The 17,326-nt window shown below is 36.7% G+C and carries 12 protein-coding genes and 2 tRNA genes; 8 read left to right on the plus strand and 6 right to left on the minus strand.

From position 1 onward, the window contains the following. Positions 1 to 1,303: 1,303 nt before the first annotated feature. Together rpmA and rplU are read right to left on the minus strand one after the other, a co-directional pair. Positions 1,304 to 1,573 carry a 50S ribosomal protein L27 gene (gene rpmA / locus ACFINC_RS00075; protein ID WP_273723965.1) on the minus strand — a complete coding sequence of 90 codons (270 nt, stop codon included), beginning with the start codon at positions 1,571 to 1,573 and terminating at the stop codon, positions 1,304 to 1,306. A gap of 12 nt (positions 1,574 to 1,585) precedes the next feature. After that, positions 1,586 to 2,065 (minus strand): 50S ribosomal protein L21, encoded by a 480-nt coding sequence (gene rplU, locus ACFINC_RS00080; protein WP_375615562.1) that lies wholly within the window; start codon positions 2,063 to 2,065, stop codon positions 1,586 to 1,588. Between the two features lie 285 nt (positions 2,066 to 2,350). Between rplU and ACFINC_RS00085 the strand changes: the two genes are divergently transcribed. Next, positions 2,351 to 2,440: transfer RNA gene (locus ACFINC_RS00085), tRNA-Ser, on the plus strand. Positions 2,441 to 2,730: 290 nt separating this feature from the next. Here ACFINC_RS00085 and pgi read toward each other — a convergent pair. From pgi to ACFINC_RS00100, 3 genes are all read right to left on the minus strand, one after another. Beyond that, positions 2,731 to 4,395, minus strand: a complete 1,665-nt coding sequence (gene pgi / locus ACFINC_RS00090; protein WP_375615563.1) for a glucose-6-phosphate isomerase — start codon at positions 4,393 to 4,395, stop codon at positions 2,731 to 2,733. 187 nt (positions 4,396 to 4,582) lie between these two features. Beyond that, positions 4,583 to 7,717, minus strand: coding sequence for an efflux RND transporter permease subunit (locus ACFINC_RS00095; protein ID WP_375615564.1), 3,135 nt, complete (start codon positions 7,715 to 7,717; stop codon positions 4,583 to 4,585). Continuing rightward, entirely contained in the window at positions 7,714 to 8,853 is a 1,140-nt protein-coding gene (locus ACFINC_RS00100; RefSeq protein WP_375615565.1) for an efflux RND transporter periplasmic adaptor subunit, read from the minus strand. The genes ACFINC_RS00095 and ACFINC_RS00100 overlap by 4 nt, the downstream gene beginning before the upstream one ends. Positions 8,854 to 9,208: 355 nt before the next feature. Here ACFINC_RS00100 and ACFINC_RS00105 point away from each other — a divergent pair. From ACFINC_RS00105 to ACFINC_RS00125, 5 genes are all read left to right on the plus strand, one after another. Next, a tRNA-Arg gene (locus ACFINC_RS00105) sits at positions 9,209 to 9,285 on the plus strand. 25 nt (positions 9,286 to 9,310) lie between these two features. Beyond that, positions 9,311 to 9,436 (plus strand): hypothetical protein, encoded by a 126-nt coding sequence (locus tag ACFINC_RS00110; protein ID WP_375615566.1) that lies wholly within the window; start codon positions 9,311 to 9,313, stop codon positions 9,434 to 9,436. Between the two features lie 992 nt (positions 9,437 to 10,428). Further along, a complete protein-coding gene (locus ACFINC_RS00115) occupies positions 10,429 to 12,102 on the plus strand; it encodes a formate--tetrahydrofolate ligase (RefSeq protein WP_375615567.1) in 1,674 nt (557 codons plus the stop codon). 185 nt (positions 12,103 to 12,287) lie between these two features. Next, the gene (gene rpsU, locus ACFINC_RS00120; RefSeq protein ID WP_375615568.1) at positions 12,288 to 12,521 is read left to right on the plus strand and encodes a 30S ribosomal protein S21; all 234 of its coding nucleotides are present in this window, start codon (positions 12,288 to 12,290) and stop codon (positions 12,519 to 12,521) included. Positions 12,522 to 14,143: 1,622 nt separating this feature from the next. Continuing rightward, entirely contained in the window at positions 14,144 to 14,704 is a 561-nt protein-coding gene (locus ACFINC_RS00125; RefSeq protein ID WP_375615569.1) for an SH3 domain-containing protein, read from the plus strand. 46 nt (positions 14,705 to 14,750) lie between these two features. On the opposite strand, the gene irrA is transcribed toward ACFINC_RS00125, so the two are convergent. Then, entirely contained in the window at positions 14,751 to 15,263 is a 513-nt protein-coding gene (irrA, locus tag ACFINC_RS00130; RefSeq protein ID WP_375615570.1) for an iron response transcriptional regulator IrrA, read from the minus strand. A gap of 233 nt (positions 15,264 to 15,496) precedes the next feature. Between irrA and fabA the strand changes: the two genes are divergently transcribed. Then, a complete protein-coding gene (gene fabA, locus ACFINC_RS00135) occupies positions 15,497 to 16,006 on the plus strand; it encodes a 3-hydroxyacyl-[acyl-carrier-protein] dehydratase FabA (RefSeq protein WP_375607845.1) in 510 nt (169 codons plus the stop codon). Positions 16,007 to 16,064: 58 nt separating this feature from the next. After that, a complete protein-coding gene (gene fabB, locus ACFINC_RS00140; protein WP_375615571.1) occupies positions 16,065 to 17,285 on the plus strand; it encodes a beta-ketoacyl-ACP synthase I in 1,221 nt (406 codons plus the stop codon). Positions 17,286 to 17,326 lie beyond the last annotated feature (41 nt).

Genomic DNA, 17,326 nt, shown 5'->3' on the forward strand with positions numbered 1-17,326 from the left:
TAAATACCTCAATATCACCGATAAAACAATTGGATATTACCATCCCGCGGGTTGCTTAGAACCATCATAAGCAAATCTGACTCTTACTCTACTTTACAAAGACAAAACCTCGATTTTTACAGCTACAATCACCTGAAAAACTATGTTTTAAAAACGCTTTTATTATCCTAAGTTATTTAATATAACTTATCATTATTTCCCCCTCCAAGAAAGCATCTTCCTTAATCACCTGTAACTTCGGCTAACACTTTAATTTATTCCCCCAAGTTGATCTCATCTAGTGTCCCTCTTTTAAATTCATTACATAATTACAAATTATTACAAATTTCTCCCTACAACTTACCATCCTTAAAATTCTGTGCAGCTCATTCCACGATACTGATCCTCTTAATATATAATATTGATATATTTTAAGCTACTCCTTTGCTTCAATCAATATAGCAAACACACATATTCTCTGTTGCGCATTTGCAAAGTACACCCATCCCCAAAACGCGCTATCCTCAACCATTAAAACCAAGAAAAACTCTACAAATAATCTTTACTTTCTAGACATTTCGATAAATGAGATACATAAAGCACAAAAATGAAAAGAAATTACTGTCTTAACCCTAGCTCTTATGCTGGTTTATTTTCAACAATACACAATAATAGTGAAATCAGAAAAATATTCTTGAAGGGCGCTGATTGCACGTTGGTTATTTTTATATCTTTAAACACCGTCCTCCTTAAAAATATAATTTCACTATCGATTTACCGAAAATTCCCTAATGCACGTCACTTTCAAAGTATTTTTGACTGCCTTCTTATGGATTTTTTATCGCTATGTCTTTTTAAATGAATAGCCCCACCTATCCACACTACCACCTAAAACAGTATGACAACTCATCAATACCACAATGCCGATAAAAAGACCCATCTTTATCAAAATGATTACATAAATAATGCTCTCATTAAATTTCTCATAATTTTCTGAAAACAAACTGCTTCTCTTATAAGAAATTACTAGACACTTCTTTATACATAAAAAGAAAGTCTCTCCTCACTATTAGTATACAGAAATTTATCAACAAATTCTATCATAATATCAATATGTTCAGCACTAAATACTAACATAACAACGCACAAACTTTTTCCCTCATTGAGAAAAGCCATTTCCCCAATTCTACCTTTTTATCTTCTACATTTATTATAGTACCAACGCAAAAAGGGAAAGATGAGATTCTATCTTTCCCTTTTAATACTTATAAAACCACAACTACAATTCAATGAAATCCCGTTGATGGCTAGAGAGTGTTACAGATTACTCTGCTGCCTCCACCATAGGAATGACTGAAACATAGGAACGATTACCCGCTTTGCGTTGAAAAGAAACCTTTCCATTTGATAATGCAAAAAGCGTATGGTCTTTTCCAATACCGACATTGTTGCCAGGATGCCAACGTGTACCACGCTGGCGAATAATAATATTTCCGGCAATAACGGTTTCACCACCAAATTTTTTAACGCCTAGACGTTTCGATTCTGAATCGCGACCATTACGCGAGGAACCACCAGCTTTTTTATGTGCCATAGACGCTCTCCTTTAATCTTTCTTACTCTTTGATACTACAGACGCTTTTTTCTGCGATGCAGTCTTTTTTTCAACCGTTTTTTTAGCCGTCTTCTCAACGGAAGCAGCAGCTCTTGTTTCTTTTGGTGTAGTTTCTTCTTCTTTTATCGGTTTCGTAGCTGCTTTTTTAGGTTTTGAACCACCCATTAAAATTTCTAAAACACGAAGCCTCGTAAATTCTTGACGATGGCCACGCGTGCGTTTAGAATTTTGACGACGGCGCTTCTTAAATGCGATAACCTTGCGCTCACGTGCCTGTTCTAAAATCTCAGCTGTCACCAATGCATCAGCAACGACAGGGGTACCAATAACCGCATTACCTTCTTGCCCAACCATTAATATGTCATTGAATTCAACAACATCACCCGCATCTCCACTAACTTTTTCAACTTTTATCACTTGATTAGCAACAATGCGGTATTGCTTACCACCAGTTTTAATGACTGCGAACATTTTTTATCCTTCCGTTCACTCCAGCTCTTATTTAATTTCTGCCTTGAAATAAGGGAAAATAGGCTGCTTTTTATCAGTCGTAATAGATCTCAAAGAAGGTTAAAGCCCTCTTCAACACAAATATGCGCAGATTTCCCCACGCTTATATTTTGTATATATGAAGGAATTTCTATTCTCTGTCAATAAAGTCCCATAAAAAAGAAAAAAAGGTTGTACCAAAAACAATTGAAGGTTATCTACCCCTTATACACTCGAATAGTGCCGATTTTTGTTTCACTTTATTATGGAGAGATGGCTGAGTGGTTGAAAGCACCGCACTCGAAATGCGGCATAGGGGCAACTCTATCGGGGGTTCAAATCCCTCTCTCTCCGCCACTGTAGCTTGCCAGCGGGTTTTGTATATTTTGCCACTAGGTTTTTGTACCAAGTTATTTTTCAAAAGATTTTAAAAGAATTCACAAAAGGTCTTTAAAACCTTTCAAAGTTGTTTGTTGGTTTTGCTCATAAATTCTCATTTTTACAATTTTTGCACTTTTTTGATTTTCTGTCACAAAAATCTAATTCAGACAATAAGAGGGAGCACATAGTAAAATAAGGAATTATCTCTTATTTCTCTCTCATTCTACCTTTGCTTAATGAGTACAGAACCTTTTATAAAATTATATTTATTGTGTACGTCTTGCTTGAATATGTGCTAGCAACCCTAACGTTGAACTATCGCGCTTATCCGCTTTACTTTCTCCACGAAGAATTGGTAATAACTCCTCTGCTAATTCTTTACCAAGTTCAACCCCCCATTGATCAAATGAATTAATATTCATTAAAATCCCTTCAACAAAAATACGATGTTCATAAAGCGCAATGAGACGACCGAGTGCAAAAGGTGTTAATAAATCCTGAACCAGCGTAATGCTGGGACGGTTTCCTTTAAAACTTCTATGACGTGCTAAATGATCTGCTTCACCCTCATCAACTCCATTTTTTATCAAGATATGCCGAGCATCTTCAATACTACGCCCCTTCATCAAAGCTTTTGATTGTGCTAAACCGTTTGCTAACAACATCTCATACATAGAATGTAATTTTTTCTCATGCCCTTTTATAAATAAAATAAATTCTACAGGAATAATATCTGTTCCTTGATGCAGAAGCTGAAAAAAAGCATGTTGACTATTTGTTCCTGAATCCCCCCAAACAATCGGACCACTTGAAAAACTTAATGGTTTTCCATCCAACGAGACTTGCTTACCATTTGATTCCATATCAAGCTGTTGTAAATAAGCTGGAAAATGTATTAAACGCTGCGCATAGGGAATAATAGAGCGTGATGAATAACCGCAAATAACACGATGCCAAAACCCTAAAAGAGCAAAACGAATAGGAATATTTTTATGCAAAGGCATGGTTTTAAAATGTTGGTCCATTTGCAAAGCACCATTGAGAAATTGGCGAAAATTTCGACCACCTATTGCAAACATCACAACAAGCCCAATGGCTGACCAAATTGAATAACGCCCTCCAACCCAATTCCAAAATTTAAAAACTCTTGTCGAATCTATGCCAAATTCTGCCACTTTATCAAGCGCACTCGAAACAGCAACAAAATGCGTGCAAATGGCTTCTTCTCCTAAATGTGAACAAATCCACTGACGTGCAACTTGAGCATTTACCATTGTTTCAGCCGTTGTAAAAGTTTTAGAAGCAATGACAAACAGCGTTGTTGCTGGATTCAAAATAGAGAGAGTATCAGAAATATGAGCACTGTCAGCGTTAGAAACAAAATGACAACGTGGACCATCATGATAAGGTTTTAAAGCATATGTAACCATTGCAGGGCCAAGATCAGATCCACCAATACCAATGTTTACAATATCACTTATTCTCTCTCCATTGCTTCCCTGATAGCTTCCATCACGTACCTTTTCAGAAAATCTTTCCATGTCTTCAAGAACATCTTGAATATCGCGAATAAGATCATGACCATCCAACATGAAAATTTCGTCAGCAGGTAAACGTAATGCAATATGAAGAACTGAGCGTTTTTCAGTTGTATTAATCGCTTGACCAGAAAACATTGCATCACGCCGTCCTAACACATCTGCTGCAACAGCTAAATCATCTAAAAGTTGCAATGTTTTAAATGTTACCCCACATTTTGAAAAATCGAAAAGAAGATCATCAAGTCTGAGAGAAAAATTGGAAAAACGCTGTTCATCTGCTAAAAAATGTCGACGAATATCATAGACCCCATCCTTTGCGGCATGGCTCCTTAAAGCATTTAATGCGGCTTCAAAAGCCTTTTCATTTCGAATCGAAAAGCTATCTCCCATAAGCTTATCCTATACAGTTATTGACAATGAAATCTATGCCCAAACAATAACAAAGCAGAAAGCATCTCCTTTATTGCTCGCTATCTTTACTGTTCACATAAAAACTAAGGAATATAAAAGTAAAAAATAAAATTCGAAGATGATATTTTTACAAGAATAAACTTTTAAATCTTTTCCACTCGATACATCATTTAACTTTATTGAGTTCTTTTGTTAATAATATAGCTTCTTCTGCTTTTGGTCTTATAAAACGCCCTAAAAAAAGATAAACAACCGGTGTAACATAAAGCGTAAAAATAGTTGCTAAACCTAAACCACCAACGATAACCCAACCTAAAGCTATACGCGCCTCTGCGCCAGCACCTTTGGCTAAAACCAAAGGAATACCTCCTAAAATGGCACAAATCATTGTCATACAAACCGGACGAAGGCGAATGTTTGCTGCTTCTTCTACGGCTTCACGCACGCTTCTTCCCTGATCACGTAATTGATCTGCAAATTCAACAATAAGAATACCATTTTTTGCCATAACGCCAATTAACAAAATTAATCCAATTTGGCTGTAAATATTCAGACTCACACCACTCAATAGCATAGCAATTACAGCACAACCAATCCCTAATGGGACAGTGGCCATGATAATAAATCCTGAAATAAAGCTTTCAAACTGAGCAGCCAAAATCAATAAAATAATCAAAAAGGCAATGCCAAAAACAATCATAAAACTAGAGGATGTTTCATTAAGTGTTTCAGCTTCCCCTAAGGGAACTACATAGGTCCCTTTCGATAACAAAGGAGAAGCAATTTTCTGTACCGTTTGGTAGGCTTCCCCTAAAGCAATACCTGGAGCAAGATTTGCGCTTAAAATAACAGCACTCATGCGTTTTTCCCGTTTTAATTGGGGAGAGATAGCTTTTTCATGTAAACGCGCAATAACCGATAAAGGAACATATCGATTGTCTTTGGTCTTTAAAAAAATGTTTTCTAAATCACTAGGACTCTTCATAGAATTTTTACGCGACATCAATTTAACATCGTAAGAATGATCATCCACGTTAATGGAACCAATCTTTTTACCATCCAACATTGCTTGTAATGTATCGCCCAAATTGGTGATATCAATCCCTAAATCGGAGGCTTTTTTTCGATTGATTTCAATGAAAAATTGCGGTTGTGTTGCATCAACAGTAAGACGTGGGCGAATAAAACGCGGATCATCTTGTAAAGTACTCACCAGCTTATCAGCAATGGGTTGTAATGTTGCATAATCATTGCCAAGAATTGCAAATTGTAATCCTTGCCCAGTTCCTCTCACACCTAGAGAATTTCCCTGCGCAGCAAACACAAAAACTGCAGGAAACTGTTTAACTTTTTCATTAATATCTTTCACGATTTCTTGCTGACTCCGTAAACGTTTATCCCAAGATGAAAGCAATAAAATTAAAAAAGCAGTATTGGGTGAACCGCCAGCACCCGCAATAGAGTAACTGTTAGCAATCTCCCCTGCATCACGTAATGGCTGTAGACTTGCTTCAATTTGCTCTATTTGCTCGTTCAAATATTGTGTTGAAATACCTTGTGGTCCATTAATAACCAAAAAGATCACAGCTCTGTCTTCTGCTGGCGTTAATTCCTGTTGTAGCTTCGTATAGCCTCCAATACAAAGACCCGCAAAAATAAGTGAAGCAAAAACAACAGCCCAAGGCTTTTCTAAACACTTATGCAAACTGTAAGTATATGCCTTATGAAAAAAAGTACCTAATTTATATAAAAAAGCAAAATGATGAGACTCTTCCTCTTTCTCCTCAATATGTTCTTTGAGAAAACGCGAAGCCAACATGGGACAAAGCGTTAAGGCAACAACTGAAGAAAGCAAAATAGAAATTGCCAAAACAAAACCAAATTCTCTAAAAAGACCTCCAACTTGCCCAGGAAGAAAGGAAATAGGAACAAACACAGCCACTAAAGTCAATGTTGTTGCTAAAACAGCAAAAAACACTTCACGTGTTCCTATCACCGCCGCAGCCCTAGACCCTAAACCCATGTTGCGCCACCGAACAATATTCTCAAGAACAACAATAGCATCATCCACAACAAGCCCTGTTGCTAAAACAAGTCCTAAAAATGTGAGAATATTCAATGAAAATCCTACAAGATAAATAGCTGCAATGGTACCAATCAAAGCGACAGGAAGAGATACAGCAGGTATCAGTGTTGCACGAATGTCTCTGAGAAAAAGAAAAATGACCAAGATAACACTCAAAATAGCAATAACCAACGCAACTTCAACCTCATGAAGAGCGCTTTTAATAAAAACTGCATCGTCATTAATAACGTCTATATGTACAGAAGAAGGAACAACACTTTTGAGATTATCAACAACAGTTCTCACTCCTTTAGAAATATTAAGAGTGTTGGATTGTGCTTTACGCACAATCCCTAATCCAATACCTGTCTTTCCATTAATACGAAGAATAACCGTTTCTATATCCGGCGATAAAGTAACATGCGCAACATCACCAAGATGCACACGAGGCTTTAAAACAACTTGTTCAAAAGATTCTGGTGTTGTTAAACGTGCAGTAGCACGCACAACTAAAGTTTGTTTAGAATTGCGTAATGATCCTACTGGCACATCCGTTGTCATATCAGCAAGAACACGTGAAATATCTGCTACAGTTAATCCATAACTGGCAAGTTTTGCTTGATCTATATCAATCTGAAAAATCTTTGTGCGAGCACTATCGACCTGTACATCACCAACACCATCAACAGCAGAAATTGCATCAACAATCTGATCGTTTACAATCGTGGTTAAATCATCAACACTCATTGTTGGTGACGTCACAACCAAATACATCATGGCAGCAGCATTGGAATCTGCTTTAATAATCAAAGGCGAATCCGCATCTTTCGGTAAAGAATAGGTAATACGGGAGAGAGCATCACGAATATCAGATGCTGCAACATTCAAATCAACACCAACATTAAAATTAATCTGCACACGGGAGCGCCCAAAAGAAGACGTTGAAGAAATCGTCTTAACACCTGAAACACGAGAAACAGCATCTTCTATAATTTTTGTAACTTCACGATCAATTGTTTCTGCCGACGCACCTGAAAACACCGTCACAATCGTTGTTACGGGAGTATCAACATCGGGTAATTCTCTTACATCAACATTTAACCATGCTGCAAATCCTGCAATGATGATCATAGCATTTAAAACAAAAGTAAAAACCGGTCTGCGAATAAATAAGGTAATGAGACCACCTTGCTCGACCTGTGACATCGGCTGTTTTGTGCTCAATTCTTGGCTCATTGTATATCCGTTCCGTAAACTACTGGTAATTGCTGTTGATGAGACTTTGGGTCATCAATCGTTACTTTACTTCCTGGATAAAGCATTTGTACTCCTTGAATGACAACTTGATCACCATTTTCTAGGGGTGCTTTTACGAAAACTTGATCTGCTTTATGCTGAATAATTGATACGGGTATAGCCTCTACTTTTCCTTCTCTCACACGCCAAACGAATGACCCTTTACTATTCCATTGAACGGCAAGAGGATTAACGACAGGAAAAGAACCACCATGAAATTGCAAGGCAACAGAAAAAGACATACCAGACATGAGCGTATCTTTTTCATTATTGATTTCAACCTGAGCATGAAGTGTGCGACTTTCTGGATCAACGATATTATCAATCGCATAAATATGACCAACAAAAGATCTATCCGGCTGCGCGATTAACGTTGCCGTTACCTCATCTCCTTTATGGATGCGCGACACATAACGTTCAGGGGCCCATATATCGACCAAAATACGTTCTCTATTCTCAACACGGCCTATTACAGTATTAAGGGTCACGTTATTCCCCGCATCTACGGGCAAAATACCAACAACTCCAGGAATCGGTGCACGAATTGTTCGCCGATCGAGATCTAATTCAGCATTACGCAAAACTAAATTTGCATTATCCAACTCTAAGCGTGCTGTAATTTCTTGAACTTCCGTTGCTGTATTGCTGGCACGTAACTTAAGAATACGCGAAAGCGTTAACGCATTATTATCACGTTGTACTTTTGCTTTTGCAGCCGCTATTTCTTCTTTTTTAGAATCAAGCTTTGCAATCACATCACCTACTTGTACTTTTGTACCAGCTGACACAAAAAGCTTATCAATAACACCTGGAGATAAAGGGGTAAGCTCGACTTCTGCAAGTGCTTGTCCACTCCCTAGAACATTAAGTTGTTCATAAAAATCTTGAATTTTTACAAGATCAACAACAACATTCGCCGGTGGTTTTGCCATTTTTCCATTTGAATCTTTATACGATACTCTTGTTTTACTCACCATAGAAATGGGGTGTTCTGCACTTCGTTTTCCAGCCCAATAAGTAACCGTTAAAACGACAATTAAAAACACTAATGGAAAACTCTTTTTTAATAACGCCATACATCTACCCTTGCTGTATCATGTTTATCTGAAATAGTTTTCAACTGTAATATCAGCGTCTTACACAAAAACCAAACAGCAGGTGCATATCTTACCCCCACCGCAAAAAACATATCTCATTTTCGCTTAACTATCTTTCATAGACTAAAACGTCAAGTTAACTATCGTTCATATTACTTTGTACAGTTACAACAAGAAAATGATCATATCAAAACCAACTGAAACCATAATTATAGTATATCCTTTTTTAAAATATCTCATAAAAAAGAGAATTTTTTTTATGACGACTCAAGTTTCACTTGCATTTCTTTAATGAAACGATTAGGAACCCTTTATCTTAGACAATGTAGAAAGTGCACCCGTAGCTCAGCTGGATAGAGCACCAGACTACGAATCTGGGGGTCAGGAGTTCGAATCTCTTCGGGTGCGCCATCTCTCTCAATAGATTCAATTATTATTGCAAAAATCAGTTATTATTGCAGAAGTCAGTGAAATTGATCGCAATACAATTACACCTGAAAGTCATACAATTGACGATTTGGAAATAGATAATTTTGATCTTGCTCATATTCGGTTTCTTTGAATTCTTTTTATGTGATTTATTTTTTGCCTATCTTTGATCTTTTTGCGATTTGTTACTTCATTCTATTGTGAATCGTTTTTTTAGCTATTTTGATAGAATGGAATGTTATGCGGCCTTCAATTCAGCCCCAAGGCGTTGTTATTAGCGATAATCGTAGCGATTGCATGAATAGCGTGTGTTATTGTTTTCTTTTCTCAATCTATGTGCCTATTTTGATTTTTTCCGGACTATACTCCTTAATCAGTTGGATAGTTTTTTACGTGCTTCTTTCTACCTTTTCCATCAATGGATGTTCTAAATATTTCATTTCTGGTAGCCTCATCTTAAGGAGAACTTCAGGTGCTCCGCAATAAATTCAGGTTTACCACCATGTAAAATTTTTTAGTGTGTTATTGGAAATAACAAATAAACTACTTCTCAAACGTACCACCGTAAAACACTTATGGAACCCGTTAATACCATCAGAATTTTACTGCAAATCAAAGCTTCTTCTCGAGATGTTTTTAATTTCTTAAAAGCAAATAGCTTTAAAGTTTTTTCTTCATTCGCATGATTTAAGATTTAAAACTAAATATCCTAGATTACCTTTTGAAGAATCTTTGCCACTTTAATAAAGTCCTCTTTAACAGAACTTTCAAAGCCCCCATATTCTTAAGATATAAAAGGTCTAGAATAATGAAGTGCTATAATTTTCCTGCATAAAAAGTTTTAAAATTAATACCACAAAGACTTTCTCCTAACATTCCTCATCAGCTATTATTGAGAGTGATATTGCAAGTTGACTAAAAACTTATCGAAACTTAAAGCGTGGAGATTCTTTTTTCTCAAAAAACAATAAAATTCTTCTTGTGCTCTTTTAGCATTATCTCTTGCACAGCACATCATCGACCTCTATGATCTCTTATACTTTCTATTCTCTATAGATTCTTCCCATTAATCCATAGAGGAGAGATCCCAAACGTTAATAAAAGCTCAATTTAAAGAATTTTCCCATGCCTAAAACAGATATTGAAATTGCTCGCACTGCTAAAAAGAATCATATTACTGAAATTGCACAAAAGATCGGTATCTCTCATGAAAATCTCATTCCCTATGGCCATGATAAAGCTAAAATTTCTTCTGCATACATAAAATCGCTTAATAAAAATCCAGATGGTAAACTTATCCTCGTCACGGCTATCAATCCCACACCGGCCGGAGAAGGAAAAACAACAACAACAGTTGGATTAAGTGATGCTCTTAATCTTATTGGTAAAAAAACAATAGCTACCTTGAGAGAACCGTCTTTAGGTCCCTGTTTTGGTGTAAAAGGTGGTGCTGCTGGTGGGGGTTATGCGCAAGTCATTCCAATGGATGACCTTAATTTACATTTTACCGGTGATTTTCATGCTATTACAGCTGCTCATAATCTTCTTGCCGCAATGATAGATAATCATCTTTATTGGGGAAATGCTCTAAACATTGATCCACGTCGCATTGTTTGGAAACGCGTTCTTGATATGAATGACCGTGCATTGCGTGATATCGTTATTTCATTGGGAGGCATAACAAATGGTTTTCCACGCCAAACAGGTTTTGATATTACTGTTGCATCAGAAGTTATGGCGCTTCTTTGTCTCTCTGAAAATTTAGAAAACCTTACACAAAGACTCAAGAAAATTATTGTTGCTTATCGTTATGATAAAACGCCCATCACTGTTTCTGATCTCAATGCGGAAGGTGCAATGGCAGTTCTTCTCAAAGATGCTATACAACCCAATCTCGTACAGACAATTGAAAATAATCCTGTTCTCGTTCATGGAGGACCTTTTGCTAATATTGCTCATGGCTGCAACTCAGTTATAGCAACAAAAACTGCTTTAAAACTCGCTGATTATGTTGTCACAGAAGCAGGATTTGGGGCCGATCTTGGAGCAGAAAAGTTTTTCGACATCAAATGTCGGCAAGCAGGTATTGTACCAAATGCTACCGTGATCGTCGCAACTATTCGTGCATTAAAAATGAATGGTGGTGTGGATAAAAATAACCTGACAGAAGAAAATATCACCGCTTTAGAAAAAGGAGCAGCCAATCTTTTACGACACATAAAAAATATGAAGCACTACGGTATTCCTTGTGTTGTGGCTATCAATCATTTTGACAGCGATAGCGATGCTGAAATAAAAACATTACAAAAAATAGTTGCAACAACTGGACACAAAGCTATTATCTGTAAGCATTGGGAACAAGGTGGAAAAGGCGCTATAGAACTTGCACAAGAACTCGTTACCTTGATTGAAGAAAAACATTCTCATTTTAAAGTTCTCTATCAAGATGATATTCCCCTCGTTCAAAAAATTAATTGTATTATAACAAAGCTATACGGTGGACGTGGCGCCATTATCTCAGCCCCTATTCTCAAACAACTTGAATCTTGGGAAAAAGAAGGTTTTGGCGCCTACCCTATTTGTATGGCAAAAACACCTTATTCTTTTTCTGCTGATCCCAAGCAATATGGTGCGCCTGTTGATTTTGAAATTCCCGTACGAGAAGTTCGTCTCTGTGCGGGAGCCGGCTTTATCGTTGTCATTTGTGGAGATGTTATGACCATGCCTGGACTACCCCATTATCCCACGGCTGAAAAAATTCATCTTGATGAAAATGATCAAATACAAGGACTTTCATAAGTTTATAATCATGAACTCTATCATTCATTATAAAAAGCATTTTATTACAAAAAAAATAGAATTTTTAAAAGCGATATAGACAAATGTCTTATTTATATGATATAAGTTTTTGTCCTTTTGGATATGCCTTTAAAAGGACGTAGGTTTTCCTATTATTTGTGACACTGAAAAAAGCAGGATAAATAGTGCAAGTACTCGTTCGTGATAATAATGTTGATCAAGCGCTCCGCGCGTTGAAAAAAAAGATGCAGCGTGAAGGTATCTTCCGTGAAATGAAAATGCGTAGTTATTATGAGAAGCCATCGGAGAGGCGTGCTCGTGAAAAAGCTGAGGCTATTCGTCGTACACGTAAGCTTGCTCGTAAGCGTGCGCAAAGAGAAGGTTTTGTTAGTAACGGACGAGCTGTTGCGGTGAAGTAATATGTTGTTGTATATGCGTTATCTAAATGGCATGAATTGTAGTGTAAATAGGTTATCAGGAATTTTGTACTTATAGAATATTGTAAATGAATTTTTCTCATAAGGCGTGTGTTATAATGTTTAGAATTATCTGAGCATAATGGGTGTTTTGGGTCTATAAATGTAGTGATTTTTACTTCACTCTTCGGCATTTCAAGCACTGCATAACAAACTGCAGTTCAGTTCTTTAAATCGACTTATTGCTGTACAAAATTAAGGAGAGAGTACTGGATATTTTGTAATAGCATTTTGCTATAGTTTTTCATCTCTCAAATAACTCTTTCTTATGTACAGCTCACGTGCTGGTTTTCTTTTTATTAAAATATTCTGCATCTTTCGAAAATCCTAGATCATATTGCAAAGCACAAATTACTATCGCAATATGCGATTATGTATGTGTAGAGATATGATATCAAATACATAATCCTCTTTCTCTTCACTTATGTAATGAAATGATTCCATAATTTTCGATATCTCTTGATTTTATCCCTTTACAAAGGGAAGAATTTTAACCACTGCATTACAGATTGGTTTTTCTTAATAAATTTCTTCCCCTCATCAATTATGTTATTCACCTCATAGCGTATCGAGCAAACCTTCCCCTGAATATTTCATTTAATTTTCTTTTTCTCTAACTCAGTATAAAAGAAAATTGACAATAAACAAAGAAACCACTGTGATTTTAATATGTGTGAATATGTGCCTTATATTACCATTTTTTATGAAAATATTTTTACAATTTAAATAACGATTAAAATGTATAACATATTGATTTATTATTATAAGTAAGCGTTTTTCATATTAAATAATAACTATGAATACCGTAAAGCTCTCATCATACACCCTCTCATATTGAATCAATCAAAGTTTTTTGCTTATACATCACAAGCGGGATTCATATACAAATGGAACTAACAGCTATAAAAATGCTTCTTAGGAACGCTATAAATAATAAAACTGCATATAACATTGGGAGGCTGGTAAGTAGAATAATGGATCCAGCTTATCTACTATACGGATAAGCATTATCGTGGCATAAGATTATGGGTATAGCAAATTTTATAAAATGGATTATTACGGAAAACTGTCCTGTTAAAATTAGCCTTTCATATAGCAATTTACTCTATAATGTTTCTCATACTTTTACGCTTAAATGCTTCATTCATTGTATTATTTTGTTCATTTAAAACGTCTTTTCAAGCCACACAATAATCCCTTTACTGAACAGTTTTTTGCTTAGAATATGCATACCTGTACTTTTATTTCGAGAAATAAACTCAGAAAAGAGATACAATACTTTAGCCCTGATCTCCTGTACAAAACTGCTATGTCCGCAATATACTTTACTATTTTATCACGCATATAGCTCTATAAAAATCCAATTTTATTTACAGTCATCTCCTCATAAAAAAGATAAGCGCTAAGAAATTCAAACTTTTGTTTCCCTTATTTTGCTATTCTCGTAATAATTTTTGCATCGTTTAGATCTCTTTAACGAGCAATATGTCATAATTTTTATCAGTTTCTAATCTTATCTTCCAGATTTTAAATTTCCAATATATGACGAAATAAAGGAGTTAAGTTTGCAAAATTCTCGTTGGTTTCGTGTTTCAAGGCTTTTATCATGTCTCTTAATAGCAAAAGTCATTGTATTGGGTTCACCTCATTTGTTGCACGCACAAACATTTAATCAAAATTTAGGGCCCAGTGGTTTACCACTTCCACGATTTGCTTCGATTAAACCTACCCGTGTTAATGTACGCGTCGGACCAGGAAGCAATTATTCTATTATTTTTACCTACCAAAAGAAGGGGTTACCTATTGAAATCATCCAAGAATATGATCAATGGCGCAAAATTCGTGATGCAGAAGGTGATGAGGGATGGGTATATCAATCGCTTTTATCGGGAAAACGAACTGCTATAACTCTTCCATGGCAAAAAGATAAAACAAAAAGACTGATGCTACGAAAAAACCCCACCGACAACGCAGAACTCGTAGCAGAAGTAGAGCCTAATGTCATTGGTAATATCCGCCAATGCGATGGACAATGGTGCGAAATCACTATTAATAATGTTCATGGGTGGCTTCAACAACCTCAGTTATGGGGGATCTATCCTGATGAAAAAATAAAAAGTTGGTGAATGCTTAAACGCATCAAATTTAATTTTTATTCCTCATTGAACATTCTCACTCCCTATCACAAGATTGATTTTTTGGTTTCAATCGCACGATCAAATCAACATGTGAAATTTCCATACCTTTTGGTGGCTTAGGCAAATTTCTAATAATGGGAGCTTCTTCCAAATTGCATGGAATATCAAGAATACGATTTTCGCCTTCTATATAAAAATGGTAGTGATCAGAAGTATTGGTATCAAACCAAGTTTTCGAACCTTCTACGGCAATAATCCGTAATAATCTCGCTTCCGTAAATTGATGAAGCGTATTATAAACTGTTGCTAAAGATACAGGAACGCCTGCCCTCACCGCCTCCTCATAGAGCTCTTCAGCAGTAACATGACGGTTTCCCTGAGAAAAAATCATATGTGCAAGTTCTAACCGCTGACGTGTTGGACGCAAACCATTTTGACGCAAACGTTTTTCTAACATAGAAATGGAATAATATTGCACAACTTTTCTACACTCTTTTGTGGACTGTTGCTCTTCATTCATATCAAAATTGTCTGCACTCACTGACATATTACAAACCAAAATATATTTCTGTGTAAATAAGATTAAAATACAAAAAAATGCGAATAGTATGGTGTAATCTTGTATTTCATTTTTAAATAATTACCTATGCAGAATACATAAAAAAGGGACTTTGTCATTAAAAATGATATAAAATCGTTTCCCTCTCTTTAAAATTTGCTCTAAAAGTAGGTTCGGGAAAAGCGCAGAAATAAAGATATATGCAAATAAATGGAGTAACAATGGCTAAACAAAAGTCTCACTACACTTATGAAGAGCTTCTAAGCTGTGCTCGCGGTGAAATGTTTGGTAGGGGTAATGCGCAATTGCCGGCACCGCCAATGTTGATGATTCATCGAATCACTCAAATTAGTGAAACTGGTGGTGAATACGATAAAGGAATGGTTCGTGCCGAATTTGACATTACACCAGACCTGTGGTTCTTTGATTGTCACTTTATAGGTGATCCTGTCATGCCAGGATGTCTTGGACTAGATGGTATGTGGCAATTAACAGGTTTTTTTCTTGGTTGGCTAGGCGAACCAGGGAAAGGAAGAGCGATATCAACAGGTGAAGTAAAGTTATCAGGTATGATAACTCCACAAACCAAACTTCTTGAATATGGAATAGATTTCAAGCGTATTCGGCGTGGAAATTTAGTCTTAGGAATAGCCGATGGGTGGCTAAAAGCAGATGGAGAGACTATTTATAAAGCGAATGATTTACGCGTTGCTTTATTTAAAGAAGATTGAACGTTATTTTCATTCAGAAAGAATTTTTTACTATTCTGTATGGAACAAGGAGGTATAAATGCGTCGAGTTGTTGTAACCGGAATGGGAATTGTCTCCGCGATTGGAAATGGACCTCAAGCTGTTTTAACCAGTTTACGTGAAGCAAAATCCGGAATTTCTTACGCACCTCAATATGCCGAATTAGGCTTTCGTAGCAGAGTTTACGGAAAACCCGATATTAATATAGAAGAGCTCGTAGATCGACGTGCTCTCCGTTTTCATGGACGTGGAACAGCGTGGAATCACATCGCTATGGATCAAGCAATCTTAGATGCTGGTCTAGAGCCTCATGAAGTATCAAACGAACACACGGGTATTATTATGGGTTCTGGAGGTTCTTCAACTCAATCAATCGTAGAAGCTGCTGACATTACACGTCAAAAAGGTCCCAAACGTGTTGGACCTTTTGTTGTCCCTAAAGCGATGAGTTCTACAGCATCTGCAACACTGGCAACTTTCTTTAAAATAAAAGGGGTAAACTATTCAATCTCTTCAGCTTGTGCTACTTCCAATCATTGTATTGGTAATGCTTATGAAATGATCCAATATGGTAAACAGAAGCGCGTCTTTGCCGGTGGCTGCGAAGATTTGGATTGGACACTCTCCGTTTTATTCGATGCGATGGGCGCTATGTCTAGCAGATATAATGACATCCCTCAAAAAGCTTCGCGTGCTTATGATGTCAATCGTGATGGTTTTGTCATTGCTGGAGGAGCTGGCGTTTTGGTCCTTGAAGATCTAGAACTTGCTAAAGCACGTGGTGCAAAAATCTATGGAGAAATCGTTGGATATGGAGCTACATCCGATGGACATGATATGGTCGCCCCATCAGGAGAGGGAGCAGAACGGTGCATGCGCATGGCCCTTGCAACTGTCAATAATAAAATTGATTACATTAATCCCCATGCAACAGCAACCCCTGTTGGTGATCCTCCTGAAATAGAAGCTATCCGACGTATCTTTGGAGAGGGTGATCAATGTCCCCCCATTTCCGCTACCAAATCTCTAACAGGACATTCCTTGGGAGCAGCAGGTGTTCACGAAGCAATCTATACATTGTTAATGATGAATCATAATTTTATTTGTGAAAGTGCCCATATTGAAGAACTTGATCCAGCTTTTGCTGATATGCCAATCGTTCGTGAACGACGTGATCATCAACAATTGAATACCGTATTGTCAAATACTTTTGGCTTTGGCGGTACCAATGCAACGCTAGTTTTCCAACGCTATGTATAAACGAAAGTGCTTAGTAATTGAAAAAGTACGGTCTTACGGAG

Origin of the sequence: Bartonella sp. AP58NXGY (assembly GCF_042195785.1) — a bacterium.
Classification (GTDB): Bacteria; Pseudomonadota; Alphaproteobacteria; order Rhizobiales; family Rhizobiaceae; genus Bartonella.

Bases quoted from the DNA above. Each gene is read 5' to 3' on its own strand.
- rpmA (WP_273723965.1), bottom strand. From the start codon at position 1,573: ATGGCACATAAAAAAGCTGGTGGTTCCTCGCGTAATGGTCGCGATTCA.
- rplU (WP_375615562.1), bottom strand. From the start codon at position 2,065: ATGTTCGCAGTCATTAAAACTGGTGGTAAGCAATACCGCATTGTTGCT.
- pgi (WP_375615563.1), bottom strand. From the start codon at position 4,395: ATGGGAGATAGCTTTTCGATTCGAAATGAAAAGGCTTTTGAAGCCGCA.
- ACFINC_RS00095 (WP_375615564.1), bottom strand. From the start codon at position 7,717: ATGAGCCAAGAATTGAGCACAAAACAGCCGATGTCACAGGTCGAGCAA.
- ACFINC_RS00100 (WP_375615565.1), bottom strand. From the start codon at position 8,853: ATGGCGTTATTAAAAAAGAGTTTTCCATTAGTGTTTTTAATTGTCGTT.
- ACFINC_RS00115 (WP_375615567.1), top strand. From the start codon at position 10,429: ATGCCTAAAACAGATATTGAAATTGCTCGCACTGCTAAAAAGAATCAT.
- irrA (WP_375615570.1), bottom strand. From the start codon at position 15,263: ATGTCAGTGAGTGCAGACAATTTTGATATGAATGAAGAGCAACAGTCC.
- fabA (WP_375607845.1), top strand. From the start codon at position 15,497: ATGGCTAAACAAAAGTCTCACTACACTTATGAAGAGCTTCTAAGCTGT.
- fabB (WP_375615571.1), top strand. From the start codon at position 16,065: ATGCGTCGAGTTGTTGTAACCGGAATGGGAATTGTCTCCGCGATTGGA.